Origin of the sequence: Paenisporosarcina sp. (genome assembly GCF_049671445.1) — a bacterium.
GTDB lineage: Bacteria > Bacillota > Bacilli > Bacillales_A > Planococcaceae > Paenisporosarcina.
Genome location: NZ_JBATUX010000098.1, coordinates 38,224 through 57,935, shown reverse-complemented (window position 1 = coordinate 57,935; position 19,712 = coordinate 38,224). Strand labels below are relative to the sequence as shown.

At 36.2% G+C, this 19,712-nt stretch carries 15 protein-coding genes and 2 pseudogenes; 11 read left to right on the top strand and 6 right to left on the bottom strand.

Going from position 1 to position 19,712, the window contains the following annotated elements; translation table 11 throughout:
- Positions 1-136 precede the first annotated feature (136 nt).
- The 3 genes from WBG45_RS12335 (at position 137) to WBG45_RS12325 (ending at position 2,517) form a co-directional block, all read left to right on the top strand.
- Positions 137-301, top strand: a complete 165-nt coding sequence (locus WBG45_RS12335) for a CxxH/CxxC protein (RefSeq protein ID WP_424414969.1) — start codon at positions 137-139, stop codon at positions 299-301.
- 89 nt (positions 302-390) lie between these two features.
- On the top strand, positions 391-870 hold the full coding sequence (gene rlmH, locus WBG45_RS12330; protein ID WP_424414967.1) for a 23S rRNA (pseudouridine(1915)-N(3))-methyltransferase RlmH: 480 nt from the start codon (positions 391-393) through the stop codon (positions 868-870).
- A gap of 927 nt (positions 871-1,797) precedes the next feature.
- Positions 1,798-2,517: a VCBS repeat-containing protein gene (locus WBG45_RS12325; protein ID WP_424414966.1), complete on the top strand. Its 720-nt coding sequence runs from the start codon at positions 1,798-1,800 to the stop codon at positions 2,515-2,517.
- 188 nt (positions 2,518-2,705) lie between these two features.
- Here the strand turns inward: WBG45_RS12325 and WBG45_RS12320 are convergent, their stop codons facing one another.
- Positions 2,706-3,953, bottom strand: coding sequence for a DUF4153 domain-containing protein (locus WBG45_RS12320; RefSeq protein WP_424414964.1), 1,248 nt, complete (start codon positions 3,951-3,953; stop codon positions 2,706-2,708).
- Between the two features lie 533 nt (positions 3,954-4,486).
- On the opposite strand from WBG45_RS12320, the gene WBG45_RS12315 reads away from it, so the two are divergent.
- The 4 genes and pseudogenes from WBG45_RS12315 to WBG45_RS12300 all read left to right on the top strand — a co-directional run bounded on the left by WBG45_RS12315 (position 4,487) and on the right by WBG45_RS12300 (position 8,137).
- Positions 4,487-5,680: a DUF4317 domain-containing protein gene (locus WBG45_RS12315; protein ID WP_424414962.1), complete on the top strand. Its 1,194-nt coding sequence runs from the start codon at positions 4,487-4,489 to the stop codon at positions 5,678-5,680.
- Between the two features lie 41 nt (positions 5,681-5,721).
- Positions 5,722-5,964 (top strand): annotated as a pseudogene (locus tag WBG45_RS12310) (spore photoproduct lyase family protein); the annotation flags it as partial.
- 326 nt (positions 5,965-6,290) lie between these two features.
- The gene (locus tag WBG45_RS12305; protein WP_424414960.1) at positions 6,291-6,626 is read left to right on the top strand and encodes a DUF378 domain-containing protein; all 336 of its coding nucleotides are present in this window, start codon (positions 6,291-6,293) and stop codon (positions 6,624-6,626) included.
- Positions 6,627-7,576: 950 nt separating this feature from the next.
- On the top strand, positions 7,577-8,137 hold the full coding sequence (locus WBG45_RS12300) for a DUF4256 domain-containing protein (RefSeq protein WP_424414958.1): 561 nt from the start codon (positions 7,577-7,579) through the stop codon (positions 8,135-8,137).
- 151 nt (positions 8,138-8,288) lie between these two features.
- Here WBG45_RS12300 and WBG45_RS12295 read toward each other — a convergent pair whose 3' ends face one another.
- Together WBG45_RS12295 and WBG45_RS12290 are read right to left on the bottom strand one after the other, a co-directional pair.
- Positions 8,289-8,495: a hypothetical protein gene (locus tag WBG45_RS12295; RefSeq protein WP_424414956.1), complete on the bottom strand. Its 207-nt coding sequence runs from the start codon at positions 8,493-8,495 to the stop codon at positions 8,289-8,291.
- Positions 8,479-8,724: a MarR family winged helix-turn-helix transcriptional regulator gene (locus WBG45_RS12290; RefSeq protein WP_424414954.1), complete on the bottom strand. Its 246-nt coding sequence runs from the start codon at positions 8,722-8,724 to the stop codon at positions 8,479-8,481. The genes WBG45_RS12295 and WBG45_RS12290 overlap by 17 nt, the downstream gene beginning before the upstream one ends.
- Before the next feature lie 370 nt (positions 8,725-9,094).
- Here WBG45_RS12290 and WBG45_RS12285 point away from each other — a divergent pair, with 370 nt between their 5' ends.
- On the top strand, positions 9,095-10,678 hold the full coding sequence (locus WBG45_RS12285; RefSeq protein ID WP_424414952.1) for a malate:quinone oxidoreductase: 1,584 nt from the start codon (positions 9,095-9,097) through the stop codon (positions 10,676-10,678).
- 379 nt (positions 10,679-11,057) lie between these two features.
- Positions 11,058-14,228, top strand: coding sequence for an ATP-binding cassette domain-containing protein (locus tag WBG45_RS12280; RefSeq protein ID WP_424414950.1), 3,171 nt, complete (start codon positions 11,058-11,060; stop codon positions 14,226-14,228).
- A 195-nt stretch (positions 14,229-14,423) separates the two neighbouring features.
- On the opposite strand, the gene WBG45_RS12275 is transcribed toward WBG45_RS12280, so the two are convergent.
- Entirely contained in the window at positions 14,424-14,969 is a 546-nt protein-coding gene (locus WBG45_RS12275; protein ID WP_424414948.1) for an ECF transporter S component, read from the bottom strand.
- A gap of 506 nt (positions 14,970-15,475) precedes the next feature.
- Positions 15,476-15,907 (bottom strand): annotated as a pseudogene (locus WBG45_RS12270) (DUF6143 family protein).
- 690 nt (positions 15,908-16,597) lie between these two features.
- Here WBG45_RS12270 and WBG45_RS12265 point away from each other — a divergent pair.
- Together WBG45_RS12265 and WBG45_RS12260 are read left to right on the top strand one after the other, a co-directional pair.
- Positions 16,598-17,782: a ParM/StbA family protein gene (locus tag WBG45_RS12265; protein ID WP_424414946.1), complete on the top strand. Its 1,185-nt coding sequence runs from the start codon at positions 16,598-16,600 to the stop codon at positions 17,780-17,782.
- A 9-nt stretch (positions 17,783-17,791) separates the two neighbouring features.
- Positions 17,792-18,388, top strand: coding sequence for a hypothetical protein (locus WBG45_RS12260; RefSeq protein WP_424414944.1), 597 nt, complete (start codon positions 17,792-17,794; stop codon positions 18,386-18,388).
- A 146-nt stretch (positions 18,389-18,534) separates the two neighbouring features.
- Here the strand turns inward: WBG45_RS12260 and pgeF are convergent, their stop codons facing one another.
- A complete protein-coding gene (gene pgeF / locus WBG45_RS12255; RefSeq protein WP_424414942.1) occupies positions 18,535-19,299 on the bottom strand; it encodes a peptidoglycan editing factor PgeF in 765 nt (254 codons plus the stop codon).
- Between the last annotated feature and the right edge of the window lie 413 nt (positions 19,300-19,712).

Here is a 19,712-nt window from a genome sequence, read left to right as displayed (position 1 = left end):
ATTTACACAGCGAGTAGGACGTGCAATCATGCACCTTTCCTACTCGCTTTTACTTTGTTAAAATAGATTGTGGATAAAGATAGACGAATTGTGTATAACTTAGTGAATTATTTGAAAATCGAAAGGATGATGAAAAGTGAAAATAAACTGCTGTCAAACCCATATAGAACACGCACTTGATATGTTTGTTGCAAAGCAAAATACCTTTCCGATTTTAACAGAACTTTCAGATGAAGAAAAGTTATCCACAAAATGCGATTACTGTGATGTCGCAGCAATATATTTAGTGGCGAACGAATGATTGCATACTATATATAGTTTTCCTTGTGGATATGTGTATAACTTCTGTGGATAGCGTGTTTGTAAATAAAGTGTAAAGGTGGATAACCTGTGAATATCGCAATAATTTCCGTTGGGAAGTTAAAAGAAAAATATTTAAAAATGGGCATTGAAGAATACACAAAAAGATTGGGGAGTTACGCAAAGATAGATTTGATTGAAGTGGCAGATGAAAAAGCACCAGAAAATTTAAGTGACGCTGACATGGAAATCGTCAAGAAAAAAGAAGGCGAACGCATTTTGGCTAAAATCGGTGTAGACACGTATGTCATCGCATTAGCTATCGAAGGAAAAATGAAATCGTCTGAACAACTGGCAGATGATTTACAGTCACTAATGACATATGGTCGCAGCAAAGTTGCGTTTGTCATTGGTGGGTCACTGGGTCTACATGAAGACGTAATGAAACGTTCGGATGAAAAGCTGTCATTCTCAAAAATGACATTGCCACACCAGTTGATGAAATTGGTATTGATAGAGCAAGTGTATCGTGCGTTTCGGATTATCAAAAATGAACCTTATCATAAGTAAATGAGTTTTTTTTATCATTGGGGAAAAGCTCATGTTTATAAGAGTAATATCTCAAGAAAAAACAATTTTTTTTATTAAAACACATTTCTTATATAGCCAAATACAAATCAGTTCAATGTAAAACGGAGTGCCAAAGAATTGGCGCTCCGTTTTTCCTGTTATATATTTACGTTTTAGTAAGGAGAGTGTGGAATGTTGTAATTTGGATATTGTGAGTATGGTATGGAACTATCTCTTTCGTTAATTGAATCAAAATAGACGATACCTTATTTAAGCATCGCAATTGTTAGTTAAATTATGATCATTGTGTAATATTTGGCACATTTCATAGCTATAAAATACTTACTTACCCTTATGGTGTCATATAAGTATTGATCTACATATGGTACACCAAGTAATTGCCAAGTGATTATAAAGGCGAAGTCCTTTTTTCTAATGGATGAAATCGAATTGTTACGAATCAAAAAGATATGAGTTATGGAACCGTAGCATACATTTATGGAGCCTAACTTTTTTCAACACATAACAATAATTTTATAGGGAGTGGTTTGGACTGGTATGCTCATTGTGGTAGGGCCAAATACAACAAGTAAATTTCGGTTTACGGGATTTAAGGTGAAGGTTTGATTTAAAACTCCCATTAAATTCCTCATCTGCACCTACTGAATAATCTTAACCGTACCATAAATAGAACTTAATTTTTTTCATTTAATCCCCTCCATTTTGGTGAATAATTAACGAAATTGATTTCTTTAGAAACTGGAGCTGAGGAGTTATGAAATGTCTTGAAAGAAATTTCTGTTAGCCTTACAAATTTTATGTTTCTAACGAATAGATATTACTTAATAAATACTAATAAACAGTACCTAGAATTCTTTTAGAACGTAGGAAAATGATGATTATAGGTATTATGTAAAGGAGCATGTTATGTATAATTATTACGCTAGGACGAATATGAATCCTCCGAATGTAGTTTCGTTTGCACGTGGAGATGTAACTGGGGATAGAGTACCTGATAATGTCTATTTAACTGGCATAATGACTCCAGCTAGTCCATTTATTCAAAGTATCACCCTGCTCGTTCAAGATGGAAGATCTGGCGAGTTAACAAGTGTCCCACTTCGTGAAAATGCAGGCTACAATCCTACTGTATTCTTGGGGGATTTTACTGGGAATGGAGTAGATGATATTTTCATAAGTATTGCTACAGGTGGTAGTGGTGGAATTATGTACCATTATATTTATTCCATTGTGGATAATACAGCACAATTATTATTTGATTTTAATGTATATAATGAGCAGTACCAATATGAGGTTACTTATCAAGATTATTACAAAGTGGAAGTTGTTAGCATGATAAATAATAAAAAGTACATTATAGACATCTCAACAAAAGGCATCGAGTATTTAAATGAAATATATGATGAAAATGGCAAACTGAAGAGTCCTATTACTGGATTTGTAAATCCTCTTAGTGGTTTATATCCTGTAGATTTTGATTCAAATAAACGGTATGAGCTATTGGCCTATCAGAAAATTGCTGGGAGATATAATGCTGATTCTTTAGGGTTTGTTTTGAATACTTTAGCATGGTTGGATAATAGGTTTGTTTTGCAAAATCAGTATGTTGCTATTTTGGGATATTAGGATATCAAGTTTATAAAAACCTCAGTTAGATACATCACGGGGAACCTTATCATAAGTAAGTGAGGTTTTATAGAAATAAAAAATAACAAGCCAAGAATATCAAGTAATATATAAAAATTTGCATATTTTTGGCTTGTGTAGATTCATGATTAAAAGAGAAAAAATTCCGTTACATAAACAGAGCTTTTCTAATTAAAAATTATAGGAAAAGTAAATGTAACGACAGCCGCCCAAATTCCGTAGACCGGCAAATACTTAGTAACGGCATCTTGGATAGTTGAAGGTCCGGTTTTGTTTTGTAGAAAACGCATATAGGAAAGCATAATCCAAATTAGATTGGCCCAAATAAGTATGTTTACGCCTAAAACAGCAAGCCTGTTGGGTGTAATCCCATAAGAAGAAAGTCTGAACAATATGGCTGACAAAGCCACACTGTCAATGATAAGAGCAAGAAAAATTAAGGCGAAATTTATATAATCAGAAATGTTCTTTTTCTCGTCTGAGCCGCTTTCGGTAATGGAAAATATGGTGACGACCAACACACCAAGGAGTATTCCGTTGAAGGCTATTAGGAAATTGCGGTCCAAGAATGGATTTTTTTCGAGCCAAATAACCGTTATAAGATAGACTAACAATGTTACCAGGACTAGTGGACTAAAAATTTTAGCTATATACGGTGCAATATTTTTAGCAAGTTTAAGATTTCTTGATACCAGGTATGCAGTCACGATAGCGATAGCAGCAGCACCAAATAAAACGATATTTCTAAAATAGAATTCTTCTATATCTAATCCGACAAAGCTAAATAACTGCATGGTAACTGCTGCTAGCAGCATTCCACTAATTGCCATGCTGGCGTAGAGTATGAAGAAATTCAAATTAAATTTAAGATAGGCTAATCTTGTGCTGCCTTTGCCATATTCATTTCCTGTAAATGCAAGACCAACCAATCCCCATAAGAAAATGGGAAGGTGTAAATAAGCAAGTATAATACTGTCTTTATAATTTAAAGGCAGCATATTAAGATAAAACCCAGAGATTAGGAACAACACTGCAAGGCAGTAAAGAACACTTTTTTTGGGCGGGTTTTTATATACAAAATAGGCTGCAATAAAGGGAAGTACCCCAAAAGCAAGGTTAATTGGGGCAATTGCCTGCAGTTCGACAAAATGAAATATAATCCTTGTGGTTATACCGGCCAGAATTGCTAAAATGCCCATGAATAAGAAATCTTTTTGAAGCAAGAAATCTTTTTCTGTATTTGCCGTCTCCTTGTAATGCAATCTTTCATACCAAACGGCAAGAACCGGTGAATCAGGGTTTTGTTCCAAAGCGTGAGAAAATGCCTTTTTAAAAGCTTTTGGGTCTTCTCTAAACAATCTTTCCAGCTCATTGTGATCTGCGATATTTTTAATAATCATATTGTTAATGTCCAAGGTTTTTCCCTCCTCTAATAATTGTCATATTAAGTCCTGCTTTTCTCCAAGAGGTTTATTAACCAAACTTTATTATTTTTATTATCTTTGACTGTTTCTTCACTTTTGACTTTCCATATTTCAATACAGTGTTTCTGGTTTCATGAAAAGCACCTCCCATATATATTGTTTATATGATGTTAACTGTTTATTTATTGATTAACAATAAATATTTATTTATTATCACTATATTTTTGTTGTTAAATTTTTATTTAGAGAAAATAAAAAGCCTATTGCAGCGATGCAAAGCTTTTCCGTGTCTCGAAGCTAGTGCCACAATGCAAAGACAGAAACAGTCGAACGTTTTCCACGAGCAATCTAGGAGTCTCCTCAGGCCAACAGGATGTTGGTCACTCAATCCAAAATTGACTATGTTCCTTTCTTCATCTTAAATATTGTTATAATCAAGAAGTGTCAAAAGCTAAAATGTAGCTTTTGATGCTCTTTTTTTGTAGACAACACCGATCATAACAGCCAGGGAGTTGAAATTAGAGATGAATAAGAAAGATATAGCAGAGATTCGCAAACACTTTAAGGTGGATGGTGATTTATTGAAAATCGCTGATATTTACAACGTATACATCCAGCAGGAAAGCAGTGAGATCTTTCATGAGGAGAGCCGCTCATTTTCCTTGTTGGACAGGGAGCAGCAAGAGCTGTTTCTTGCCAATTTTAAAAAGGTTTTAGGTGGGAAACTGGATGTGAAGCTGTTTGAGGTGAAGTTTCAGCGTCAGGCAGAAGAGCAAACGGACCATACGCAACGACTATTATATGAAGGACTTCAGACAGAAGATATAGGTGAATGGAAAGCGCATATGCAGCAGATCGCCTTGAAAATGGTTCAGGACAAACATTATGAAAAGGACATGGTCGTCACATTCATTCGCGGAAATTATAATAAAACGACGAAACGCAATCCCGATGAAACAGAAATAGACGTTCGGGATGAAGTATATACCACTCCTTTTATTCTTTGCAGCATGAATCAAACCGAATTGCCGAAGAGTTCACTGGTGTTTGATTTTGTCGAGAAGGAGTATAAGTCGAGCTTGGTGACAGACCCTGTCATTAAACTGGCCTCTCCAATTGGTGGATTTCTGTTCCCTAGCTTCACGGACAACGCCGCAGACATCCATCACATCCTATATGCAGCGAGCAAAGCGAATAAACCTGATTTCCAGTTTATCGAGAATGTTTTGAACGGCAATGAAATCATGACGGCCGAGGAAGACAAAGCGGTATTTGAAGAAATTGTAAAAGCAGTTATCGGGGATGAAGTAAATTCGAAAACCCTCGCTAATGTATATGATGAAATCAATAGTATGTTAGTAGTGGATGAAGAGTATGAGGACGAAGAAGAGAGTATGCCTACTCTGAATGCGAAAGAAGTTGAACGTGTGCTGAAGGCGAGCGGCATAAAAGATGTGAGTACGGAAAAAGTGGAGCGGGCCTTTCAACAGGTGGTTGATGACAGAACGTATGAAATGAAAGCAAGTCATATCATTCCGAGTTACGCGTCCAAGTCCATCAAGATCAGCACGAAAGTAGCGAATATTTCAATCAGCCCTCAAGACTTGAGGTATGTCAAAGAAGTCAATTACAATGGCAAACGCTTTCTGATGATCGAGGTGGAAGAAGACACGATGATTGAAGGATTTAAGTTGCTTCCAGAAGAGCTGTTGGAGTAAGAGAGAGATCTGTGGTCATCCTTCATCTATTTGACGCATTCATTAAAAAAGCTATTGAACATATTAGCCAAACAGAATTAGGTATGGTACGTTTTGTGACTAAATTTCATTTTGTCGACCATTTACTAAATGCTCATCATAATAGCATTACAAGCTACAAATGGAACAAGTATGGAATTTGTAAGTTATGTTTATCAAAATGATGAAGTGGATGATATAAGCCATATCTATACGGCTTTATGGAAAAGTACTTTCCGAATGCGAAGTTGGAGTATTTTACTTGAGTAATCAAAAATAGAGTAAGGATCCAGTGGAAACTGGGGCTTTACTCTTTTTGTTTCCTTTCTATTATCTTCTTTAAATTGTAGGAGGCAGCCACAAAAAAAATACGAAAAATAAGTCAAAAACGGCTGTGAAATTAACCATGATTGTTTGAGACCAGTCTTCATACGATAAATGTGTATTAAATAGCGGTTTTGGCAAAAGATAAGTACGAATCAATATGCGTCGTACCTATTCAGTGTTTGAAACAACTGATGTAAAGTAGCGGTTCAAAACTGCTGACGGTAATTACAGATTCAACTATTTTAATCGAAGGAGGAGTTCATGTATGAGTGTGCTCTCACGAATCGCGCTAACTCTAGTTATTATCGGTGCACTTAACTGGGGGTTGATTGGATTATTTCAATTTGATTTAGTTGCAACGTTATTTGGTGGTCAAGATGCATTTTTGTCTAGGGTGGTCTATGGTCTTGTAGGGATTGGTGGTCTGATATGTCTCGGTCTATTATTTAAGCCAAATGAAGAGGTCGACACGGTTACCGACCGACCTTCAAATTTCGCCAGTTCTAATTTAAGGACAGAATTCGGCGAGGAACCGGATTTTAAAAAAGAGCAGGACGTTAAATTGAAAAAGACGAACCGTAGTATGGATCATGTAGATTAATTGCAACAAGAAAACAGCCGCCAGTCTCTGGTGGCTGTTTACTAGTATTGAACGGTTTTTATAAAGTTTTGAGTGCAACTTTGTCAAACTGTATGCTTTGGTAAATTTGGGTACCACCACTTATAAACGAAATGACACCGAATGCCATTATTATTATTTCCTCAGTACCACTTACATAAAAATGCCCCTCACTTTGGAAGGAAAAGGGAACCTTATCATAAGTAGTGAGATGGAAAAATAACCACCTAAAACATTAAGTTGACATGTTTTAAGTGGTTATTCTAATAGATTCATTATTACCTTCGAATTCTTTTAAAATCATCAATATATTTATACAAAATCGCCTCTAATATATCGAAATCTAACGCTTAATAATCGTGCTCGGCGATATTTTTAAACCCAACCATATTCCCTTAAAAGTTCAATTGAATAAATGAAATCACTAAGGAGATATTTAAAGTCAGTTTGTTTTGAACTGATTTTATTTTAGAGTGCATTTAGGTTAATCTAGTAAGATAAAGATAATTTCTAAAGGATGATTACCGTGCATTCATTACTATCAAAAATCAGCTATAATCAAGAGCATAAAGCTACTGCATGCACTTAAGAATCATGTTGATTGTGCCTATTGTCAGAACTACATCTCGAATATTCCTGCGCTTCCTCATGAGTTAGTCACATTGATAGAAACAATAGAAATAGATGTAAAAAAACTAAGTGAAATTCTGTAATTAAATAAGATAGAAGCAGGGCATCTTACCTTGGCCCTTTATCACTTTATAGGAAGTTGTCCGGGACGTGCAGTAGAACCGCTAATCCACAAACGGAAAACTCCACGCTGTATCTTACAACGGAGGAAATGGATTTTGTACCTGAGACGTTTCCAGACGAGGTAGTACAAATAATGGTAGAGATTATGTTGCCAGGGGAGATTAAAGATAAGGAGTGAGATGATGAGAAATTCCGTTACTGATGAACAAAAGCTAGAACTATTCGCGACGTTGAAGCACCGATTCGAAAAACACATGGACCGCCATAAAGGCCTCTTATGGGACGAGGTAGAGAAGAAGCTACAACAGAACCCAAATGCAGTCTGGTCGCTATCGGAAATGGAGCGCACCGGTGGGGAACCGGACGTAGTGGCGTATGATGAGGACACAGATACGTATCATTTTTACGATTGCGTCAAAGAAAGTCCGAAAGAGCGCAGAAGTGTCTGTTACGACCGGGAAGCTCGAGAAGGACGCAAGAAATTTCCTCCAGAAAATTCAGCTCATGAAATGGCAATAGAGATGGGTATCGAGATTTTGGATGAGGAGCAATACCGTTATTTGCAGACCTTTGGAGAATTTGATCTCAAGACGTCGACCTGGATTGCGACTCCTGATCGAATCCGTAAACTTAACGGTGCGTTATTTTGCGACCGCCGCTACAATACGATTTTCACGTACCATAATGGAGCAGACTCCTACTATGGGGCAAGAGGGTTCAGAGGAGTTTTAAAAGTATAATTTCCCGCAAAAGAACAGTTTTAATTTGATTCGATTTAAACAAAGACAGCATCACCTGATAGTTCATCAGATGGTGCTGTTTGTAATTGAGAGTCGAAGGAATAGTTGAGAAGAAATATCCCAAGGACATTTCTATCTCCATATGTACAAATCAACGTCTTGAATCTTCATTTAGTCCCAGTTTCATAGAAAACTCAGCTAGCATCTGCTGATAACGTACATAATCCTCTTCACTAAACCCAAGAATTTCAACTATTTGCTCAGGAATATGTTGCGCTACGAATTCTAACGTAAGTGCCCTAGCAGTTAACTGAATCACAAGATGACGTTCATCATCTGGATTACGAAATGTTGCCAAGGGTAATTAGTTTATTAATGAGTGGTGTGAGCGTTCCTGAATCTAATTGTAGCCGACTCACAATTGCTTTCATCGGAATTTGATCCTGTTCCCACAAAATGAGCATCACTAAATAATGAGGATAGGTTAATTGAAGCGGTTCAAGAAGCAGCCGATAACACTTTGTAATCTCTTTTGAAATCGAATAAAACGGGAAGCAGAGCTGGTTAGATAAGTGTAATGCATTCATCGCGAGTACCTCCCCACAATTACAAGTATCGTGCATTTATGAATCGATTGAATTCGGAAGGATAAGACGTCTTTCCGTTCACTAGAATCAGCAATCCACCATATAAACCTGCAAAAGATATGGTAAGTTAGTGGTTTTTGCGTGTCCTCAGGACTTGTGGAAAGACTTCTCACTATTAACCTGCTTTTAAAAGACTTATAATTATTAGGTACTAGAAGATATGTTATTCTTTAAATAATTGTATTACACTATATATGGATATTATTGAAACAGAAAAGGTTTGTGACTGGGTCTCGCCTTAGCTTATTGTCAATTCTAAGCAAGAGCGCCTATATCCTTTCTGCAATTTTAGGGACTAAGGATGGTAAAAATGGACATTAGAGAAACTAAAACAGACGTCATCTTAATTGGTGCTGGAATTATGAGTGCGACATTGGGAACACTTTTGAAAGAATTAGTACCTGAATGGAACATCAAAGTGTTTGAGAAGCTCGACAGTGCAGGTGAGGAAAGCTCGAATGAGTGGAATAATGCAGGAACAGGGCATGCGGCACTGTGTGAGCTTAATTACACAACTGAAAAACCAGACGGATCGATAGATATTAGCAAAGCGATAAAAATTAATGAACAGTTTCGGCTGTCAACGCAGTTTTGGGCACATCTAGTAAAAAACGGGCTGATAAATAATCCGGAAGACTTTATCATGCCATTACCTCATATGAGTATGGTGCAAGGCGAACAAAATGTGGAGTTCTTAAAGAAACGTTTTGAATCGCTATCAAAAAATCCTCTATTCCAAGGGATGGAGTTTTCTGATGATCCAGCGAAACTGATGGAATGGATTCCGCTTATTATGCAAGACCGTCCAACAAATGAAGCGATAGCAGCAACGAAAATCGACTCTGGTACGGATGTCAATTTTGGTGCGTTAACACGCATGTTGTTTGACCACTTACAAAATAAAAACGTCAGTATCAAATATAATCAAAATGTTGATAATTTGTACCAAAATGGCGACGGCTCATGGGAGTTAAAAGTGCGTAATATCTTCAGTGGTATTGTGGAACGCCATCGTGCACAATTCGTCTTTATCGGAGGCGGAGGCGGAAGTGTACATTTACTTCAAAAATCTGGTATTCCTGAAGGGAAACAAATCGGCGGATTCCCAGTCAGCGGGATTTTCATGGTGTGTAATAATCCAACTGTTATTGCTCAAAATAATGCAAAAGTATACGGAAAAGCTAAAGTTGGTGCTCCACCAATGTCTGTTCCGCATCTTGATACTCGCTATATCGACAATAAGAGAGCGTTGTTATTTGGACCTTTTGCCGGCTTCTCACCGAAGTTCTTAAAAACAGGATCAAATATGGATTTAGTGACTTCTGTAAAACCGAATAACATCTTAACCATGTTGGCGGCAGGAGCAAAAGAGATGTCATTGACAAAATACCTGATTCAGCAAGTACTATTATCGAAAGAACAACGTATGGATGAATTACGAGAGTTTATCCCGAACGCTAAGAGCGAGGATTGGGATTTAGTAGTAGCTGGCCAACGTGTACAAGTCATCAAAGATACTCCTGAAGGCAAAGGAACTCTTCAATTTGGTACCGAAGTTGTTAGTGCCGCAGATGGCTCGATTGCTGCCTTACTAGGAGCTTCTCCAGGTGCTTCAACTGCTGTACACGTCATGCTTGAGGTACTTAACAAATGCTTCCCGCAACATATGGAAGAGTGGGAACCAAAAATTAAAAAAATGATTCCGTCTTATGGCGTGTCACTAATGGAAAATCCTGAGCTTCTGCAAGAAACTAATACTTCATCAAATGAAATTCTTGGTTTAAGCGAAAAAGAAACGATTAATATTGATTCTCTGAATTATTCTGACATAGATCCAGCGAGTTCAGCGGAAATTAATAAAGATGATGAGATAGACAAGACAAAGACTGAATAAAAGGTAAGCGGGACTGTCCTAAAAGTCATAATAATATATGACTAAGGACAGTTCCCTTTTTTTATTTGGCTCAGTTAAAGCAAAACAGTGAAGACTCCAGCGGGAACAGCGAAGTGCAGAAATCCACTCGGACATTAAGTCCGAGTTAGTTCGGCGCAAGCCCGCGGAAAGCGTAACTGTTTTGCGGAATATCAACAGCAACATTTAACATAGCCTTTTATTTAGTAGAGGTTGATTTACGTTCCAGCGCACTCCCTTAGAGATTCCGTTTCCACACTTATATAAAGAACATAATAAAAAAACGTTCACTAATGGTAGGATGTTTATAAACTGTGCTAATGAGAAAGTCTGGGTATAAGCAAGTAGAGAGGAAGTACATATGAAAATAAATCGATTAATTGCCAACAATATTAACCAATTAGATGCTGTTCTACCTGTAAATAAATCGCTAGGTATTGCAGGTTTGTCCGGTTCTGGTAAAACTACTTTTTCGCAAACCATTGGTGAAGAGTCTAAAAAGCGTCTCGTTTCTTTGTTGCCTAAAGCTGAATATCAGTACTTATTTTCTAATATTATGGAAACGAATTTTAGTGCCATCAAGATGGAAGACATGCCTTTAGTGCTTTTTCTCGGAAAAGCTTCGATTTCTTCTAATCCACGGTCGACTATTGGCACCCATACGGGCATTTTTAAAGAGATTCGTGTTCGTCTCGCTGAAAAATTTGATATATCTCCAGAAGTTTTTTCTTTTAATAATGCATTAGGATGGTGTCCAGATTGTAAAGGGCGAGGTACAACGAAAAACGTGGAATGTAAAAAGTGTAAGGGTCATCGCTATAATGAAGAGGTTGAGCAATACACAATTGAATTATTTGAAAAACCATATAGTATTTCTGATATTAACGACTTAAGCATTGAATCCATTTTGTCTTTAGCTGAAACATTACATATTAGTGAAGAAAAGCAACATATGCTCCAAAATATTATCGATATGAACATTGGTTATTTATCGATAAATCGAATTATGGGAACTTTATCAGGCGGAGAATTAACTCGGCTTTTTTTGGCGGAATTCATGGCTGCGAGTGAGAATACCGTTATTATTATTGATGAAATCTCCGTTGGTCTTGATCATGAAACACTATTAAAAATTTTAGATCAGATTAAACAACTAGGGTATAAGAATCAAATTTGGCTCATTGATCATTCTGACACGGTGCTTGATACAACTGATGAGCAATTGTTCTTTGGACCTGGAAGTGGTAAGTATGGCGGGAAAATCGTGGAAGAATCACCACGTCCAAAACCAATCATATGGGAACGAAATCAAGCAGTGCCAACAGAATACTATCAATTTAAAGAACTATACTGTCGTAATATTCAAATGCCAAAAATTAAGATTCCTAAAAATAGACTAGTCACTTTTACCGGTGAGTCTGGTTGCGGTAAGTCTACTCTTGTAAGTGAGTGTATGACCAAAGATTTTTTGAAACGATATCCAAAAGATAAATTAGTTATGGTTGGGCAAGATCGAAACCATTCGATAACCAGCCGGTCGACCGTTGCTACGTTTCTTGATATTAAAAAGAAACTGACTAAATATAGTGAGGAGATCGATGATATTTTTCAACGCTCGATTGAAGATATCATTGTTGAACTTCCAAACGAAGATATCGCTCATAAACGCTTGAGTTTGTTAATTAAACTTGGACTTGGTTATTTGACATTAGAAAGAAAAACACAAACCTTATCAACGGGTGAATTTCAATGTGTTCACTTAGTTTCTGAGTTGTTTTCGAACGCCAAAAATCCACATACGTTATTTATTTTTGACGAGCCTTCAAAAGGGCTGTCACAAAATATTTTAAACCAATTTATTGATAGTGTGAGGGTTATTCTAGAGGATGACTCTGTCTCTATCTTGATGATTGAACATAATGACTATATGTTGAAAAGCTCTGATTTCATCGTTGATTTTGGAAAAAGACAACTTGCACCTGTTCAACATCTTGATGTTGTCGGTCATGAAGATTATTATCGTCAAAAAAGTAGCGGAGATAAAGTTGCTTCCATGCACATTTCTTCAACACTAAAGCAACAAAAAGGTATTCACTACTTAGAAGAAAATCATCTGGACTATTTTAAAAAGGCAGAAAACATTTATAAAGGCGGCATATTAAAAAGTTTATCACCAATGGCACGTGTCATTTATGGTGAATACGAGTCTGACACCATCGCACCAGTTATCGCCATTGATCTCGAAAGACACTTGTATAGTCAATTTACATTTCTCTATGAAATTGGAGGGGTAATCAACCATATTGTGGCTGCTCATCCGATAAATAAAGATACAAGAAGCTTCGATTTCTATTATCAAGAAAATCATTGTCCATGCTGTTCTGGGCGTCGTGTCGTTGAAAAATTTGATATTGATGTTGTTATTCAAGACAAAACTGTGCCATTTTGGGATGGCTTGCTACACCCAGACGTAATGGAGGTACTAAAATATTATCAATATCCAAAATTACAATTCTTATTTGATGAGATAAAGAATGAACTTGGCCAAGATATTAGTAAAAGCTATACCGAGATGACAGAAGCAGAAAAGCAGACCTTTTTATATGGGTATTGGGAAAAGTCATTTTACGATAAAGCAGGCAAGGCTAGGAGAACATGGGAAGGCTTTAATTTAATCATTGGGCGTTATATGTTTATTTCGAAATCAATCATTAAAGATCATATGAAAGCATCAAAAATTATGATTAGCTGTCCAGTGTGTGAAGGTACCGTGCTAAAGCATCGTAAAAAACTCCTATTTGGTGACGCAGACATTCGTGAAATCATTCAGCAACCGATAGATCATGTAATAAAAGCAGTTGGTAAGCTAGAGGGTCTTGAAAAGCTAAAAGCGATTGTAGGCGGTGATATGGCGCTTACAGAAGATGTTTCCTTGCTTCCTAGGGAAACACAAGTAGCACTAAAAATACTTGAACTTGAACAAGCAAGCTTTGTGGACTATGAACTGGTATTACAAAATGTTTACCCATTCTGGGACAGTATTCAAGGCAAAATCGAAGCAATAAGCAGCAAAAATCAGATCACAATCTGTGATTTTGCAAATATTACCGAGACGAGAGAAACCATTATTGAAAAGTATTTTACCCATGGAAAATACAAAAAGCTAACTTATGTTTATGAAGCATTTGGTTACAAAAAAATTGTGACCCACATAAATAAAGTGAAAGCAAAGCATCCTTGTCCATTCTGTAAAGGGAAGAAAGTCATTTCTGAAGATGGTCTTCATGACGGCGTTCAAAAATTATCGGTACCTTGTGTGAGTTGCTATGCCAGTGGCATCAATGATGAAGGGCGTAATGAAATTGTCGAGTGCGTCGACGTACAAACTTGGTTAACTGGCAGAGTAGTCGATGTTGTTGATGAAAGCTTCCAGACGGAGTTCGTTGCAGAAATCCCTATTTTTAAGCGGATTCGTGAGTTGGATAAACGAGATATGATGTCCGTTTATCATTGCCTTGAGGATAATAATTAATTTCGAATGATGATTTTGTGCGGATGCGAATGTTTTAAAATGATACTTTTACATTCATTAGGTAAGGTGACCCGTCCCATAGTAAATGAGATCAGTCATTAAAATCTAAAGTTTATTAAAAAATAATAAAAGGAGAAGGCTTAGATCACTAAGCTTTCTCCTTTTTTAGGGAAATTGTATGGTTCCTTTTTATCCTTACTTAAAAAAAGAAACTTTTTTCAGCGCAATACAAACAGGAATTGCTACAAGGATTCCGACAACATTTTGAACGATGTTTCCAGGAATAGAGGCAACTGGTGCAATCCAGTTACTATATAAAATCCCTTCACAAAGGTAATAAACAGCTAACATGACAGGAACAGAAACGATCGCACCGAGTAGATTGAATGCAACACTATTACCATTTCGACCGTTCGACCAAGCAATTTTCCCAACTATATAACCTTGTAATCCGCGAGCCACAATGGTGAATGGCGCCCACAAGGTCCAACCAGAGACTAAGTCGAATAACCCCATCCCAACAGCACCAGCAATAGCTGCCTTTTTTGGACCAAATAAGAAGGCGGCGATGAAGAGCATAGCTGTTCCTAGATGAACTAAACCGCCATTCGCTGTAATCGGTAGTTTGATATTTAATAAGAGAGTAGCAACAAATACGAGTGCAATTAGCATGGATGTTAAAATTAAATTAAACGTTTGTTTACGTGAACTTGAATAACTTTGTGTTTGTGTTTTTTGCATAGTAAAAACCTTCCTCACTTTATGAATTCATTGATAACAGTAGCAAAGCACTGGCATATTTAAAAGTATCAGTTTAGTGCAATATGTAGGGGTCAGTTTGTATGTAGATAGAGAGAAGTCCAGATTCTAAAGTTCTTGAAGATTCCGAGCAACAAGATACTCGGGGATCTGAGTAAAATTTATAAAATGTAGTATTTACAAAAATAAATTGCTAAATCGATTATCGATAATAAAATGACTACAAGAGGGTAAAATCATGTTGAGCATTCTCATTTTTTTATTAAGTGAGTTTGGTTTTAAAGTGCTTTCATATATAGTTAAAATAGGAAATTATGCATAATGGAAAGTTGAGTAATAGGCTTGCCAGCAATCAGCTGAAAGATACAAAAATGAATGATTATTATTTAGTGGTTTTGGTAGTTATCGATAACATATTAACGAGAAGCGTGTATAAATATGCATGACAAAAGCTCCAGTGAATATTCACTGGAGCTTTTCTATTTCCTTCAAAAAACTTGAATGCAGTATATTTTTGCATCCCACCAGCCAAAAGCGATTCTTCCTGAAGTAACTACATCGGGTGATTCAGGGTTGGATAAAAACACAAGAAATAATCCACCTGGTGGGAAAATAAACTTTCCATTTTCAACGTCAACTAAGGTAGTTTCAGGCTCAGCTCTACGTTCAAAAGCCTTAATTCCTCCTGTTGGTTCATTTAAGAAGTTAGTGGCGTACTGTAGTTTTATTTTTGGCTGTGGAAGAGGAGATATTGCTGTATTTGATGGTGTGACAAATTCTGATTTAATTGGAGTCTCTGAAGGATTGGAATTAAATCAAAATTGGGCTAAAAAAGAGGAATTTGAAACATCTGTTATTGTCCATACATTGACATGAAGATTTACCCCGGAATTTGGGGGATTGTATAGTCGTGCCCACACGCTAGTCCCTCTACCAAAATTTAATTCATCTGCTTAGCCTACAAAATATTTCCCTTTTAAAGACTGATAAAGTTCTTGTGGAATTTCTACAGCCTGTATGAATCGGTTGCTTTTTGATTTGAATTCAATAAAATATCCTTCTTTCTGAAAAATTTATCTTGCCCATTATTAAATGTTGTTTAACGAAAATTTTTAGCTTCTATTACAATATGAATTAATAAAATGATTAATTCTTTAAGAGATCCTATAATAACTTGATATAAAGTGTCATAGCGAAACAGTTAATCAGTTTTAATCTACCAGTATGAATTGAATTTGTGTCTTATTCATACCTAATTTCTTCATAAAGTAATTACAATCAAACTGTCAACTGTCTTCTTCACTAATTCAACAATTCGAAATATATACAAATAAATAAGTTTTGAAGTTGATATAATTCAAATATTTATGAAGTTTACAATTATGTATACATGTAAACAATATGAAAACAAATTGTTTACAAAAGAGTATACATGTAAACAAACTCGTACACATGCTTTATTTTAGGTATGTGTACATTATTGTTTGCATGTATACGATAATAGGAAAAATGTATACTTTACGAATACAACTTTAGGTGGATTGACTCCTTTATTAACCTTCTGTAACCTTTTAATGGAATAGAAACATATAAATGAGAGGAATGGTATTATGAATACTTCTAGAATTTGTGCAATTGATGTAGGGAACGACTCGGTAAAGGCTTTATTTGGAAAGTCGGAATATGAATTATACATACCAAACGTAATAGCGCTTGCAACAGAAGATAGACCTGTAATAGGAATTGAAGATTTAAACGAGAAAGATCCAATTGAGGGAATTCATATTAAAGTTCACTCCCCTGCCTTGAAAGAGAATAATGTAATTTATCGTGTAGGTAGTTTAGCGACAAAAAGTGACAATGCAAGTGAATTAGATCCTGGTAGCAGTAAATCAGAGGAAGATCAGACATTAATCATGCTTTTTGCTAGTTTGGCATTAGACGCAGTGAGAGAAGAAAATTCGGAAATTTTCAAAAAAAATAACAATGTAATTGATGCTAACTATACATTAGGTACAGGATTGCCCCTTCGTGAAGTTAAAGAAGGAAAAGATGTTGGCTACCGCTCACAGTTATTAGGTTCAGTTCATCAAGTTGAATTCTTAGTTACTCCTAAATACCAGGGGTTAAAGGTGAATATTAAATTTGATGAAGTTAAGATTTATCCTGAGGGCTTTGCAGCTTATATTAACTTAGTAATGGACAGTGATTTAAACATTATTAATAGAGATTTAATTGACAAAAGTATCTTGATTCAAGATATCGGGGGATTATCAACTGATGTTGCTGTCATCAAAAATCGTAATGTAGACGATGACAAGGCACAAGGATTTAATCTGGGTGTATCGGAAGCTTTAGAGTCAATTCGAGAAGAAATTCGACTAAAACATGGTGTGGAATTAGATAGCCGCAGAGATGTTGTCGATATCATTACTAGAAAAAATGATCGAAATCACATTATGGTAAAAGGAAGCCGCACAAGCGTCCATGATATTACTGATCGAATCCTTTTAGACTTAGCTAAGAAAGAATATCGCCATTTACGTAATGTTTGGTCGAAGAATTCTCAAACAGAAATCTGCTATTTTGTTGGCGGCGGAGCAATCGTGTTAAAAGAATATATCAAAACGATCAATAATAGCTTAAACGGCTACAATATTGAATTCTTTGAAGATGAAAAAGAAAGTATTTGGATGATGGCAAATGCGTATCATAAATTGATCTCTGATTTTGTTAGAAAGAATACAAAAGAAACAAAAAATAAAGAAGTAACGAAACAAAAAGTAGAAAAATAGGGTGATCTCATGACTGGTATTCAGAGGGGGCAGGCGATTACATTTCGTCTGCCTGCTAACACTCCAGAACACATCGTAAAGCAAATGCAAAAGTTAAAAGAAACTGAGAGAAGAAACTTTTCAAGCAAAATGGCAGAGTTTATTTTGGAGGGGGTCAGTAACTCTCTATCCAAGGATAGAGAGTTGGTAACGATTCCTCTGCCGAAACAATTAAGCAAGGAACAGCGCAATTGGCTCAAACACGAGCATTCAGAAGCATTGTTGGGAAATATTGTCTATCAATTATTAACTGATCCTGTTCGTGCGATGTCTGTTCTTGCATCTCTTAATAGCAATGCTTTAGATATTGACCAAGCCCTGTATTTACAAGACCAATACTCTGGGAAAAATGAAGACGCCTTAAGTGCTAAGAATCATATTTCAACTGATTTGGATGTTCATCATGATGAATTTCTTCATGATGAACTGGAAGATGATTTGATGAATTTTGATTGGGATAAGGCTAAACAAGAGCACGCCGCTACTGAGGACGACTCCGAAGTGGATGTTGAGGAAGAGGACGTAGAGGATTTACTTGGAAGCTTCCTTTCGAAGATGAATAAGTAAGTACACGCAAACGGTCTTTTCTACTTACCTATCCCTAAATGATTCATTATTTCTTTAACCGTGAATTAAAATATGAAAGCCCATCAATGTTCAACATTGATGGGCTTTTTTGAATATATTTCGCTGATAATATCGATTGTTAATGGTCATTCACCTTTTTTCATGATAAAACTTAGATGTCTACCGCTTTGTTTGTCTTGGCGATAAGAAAAACCATCGGGGCTTATATACGTACAAGTTGGGTCAATAGTAATTTGCTCAGTCGGAATGCCAGCCAGCTCACATTGTTTTTTTACTGTTTGTTGATTGTCGATGTGGTACTTGTGGGTTTGGTCATTGTAATACATAAAATCATCCGCATAACCAAGCTCTTTGAATTTAACATACACATCTTCATCGACTTCGAATTTTTCCTGGCTTAGGGCTGCACCAATTTGGACCTGCAAATCATTAGGGTTGCATTGTTCCACTTGTTTTAAATGCTCAATGAGTTTCAAGGTAATCTCTTTTACTGTCCCTTGCCACCCCGAGTGAATGACACCTAAGAGGCCAGTTACTTCGTTGTGAAAAATTACAGGGACACAGTCTGCAGTGAAGCTACTTAATAATAGGTTCGACTCGTACGTGTACATCGCGTCTGTATCGATAATTGCATTATCTGTTCGATTTGCTCCACGACCTTTATCATCAAGTGTAACCTTATGAAAGTTCGAGCTATGTGTTTGATTGGCACAAACGAAATCATACAGTCCACAATTCAAGTAAGTGGCTAAATTTTTTCTGTTTTCCAACACATCATCAGTACTATTACAGGTATGGAGTGCCATATTGCTGTTTTCTGGTTCTTTATCATCCTTCATGGTCATACCTGCTATAAATTTTTCATTGTTTACGTATATGTTTGTTTTCATATTATCACCTGTTTATAATATATAGCAGTGAATCAGCAATGTATAGAATTACAAGAATCAGCGAAAGGAAAATATAAGTCCCATCAAAAAAACAGACTTCGTTTGCAAGAGTCTGTCTTTCTTCTTTTCAAAATAATTCAGGAGAATATTTTATTATATAATAAAGTACATAAAACCAACTAAAAAAACCATGTAAAATGGCCCAACCTATTGACTGATAAGCTGTGTACGAGATAACCATTGAAAGGCAAGTTCCAAAACCTATTCCTTTCTTTATGACTTCAGCAGTTTTATGTTCTTTCGTACGATCTATTTGTACTCCCCCCATACATTTTCTAAACACCACTATGTTATGACAAAATACTCGAAATTATGCTAAATGGATGGGGAATGAAGTCCCGATACAAAATGAA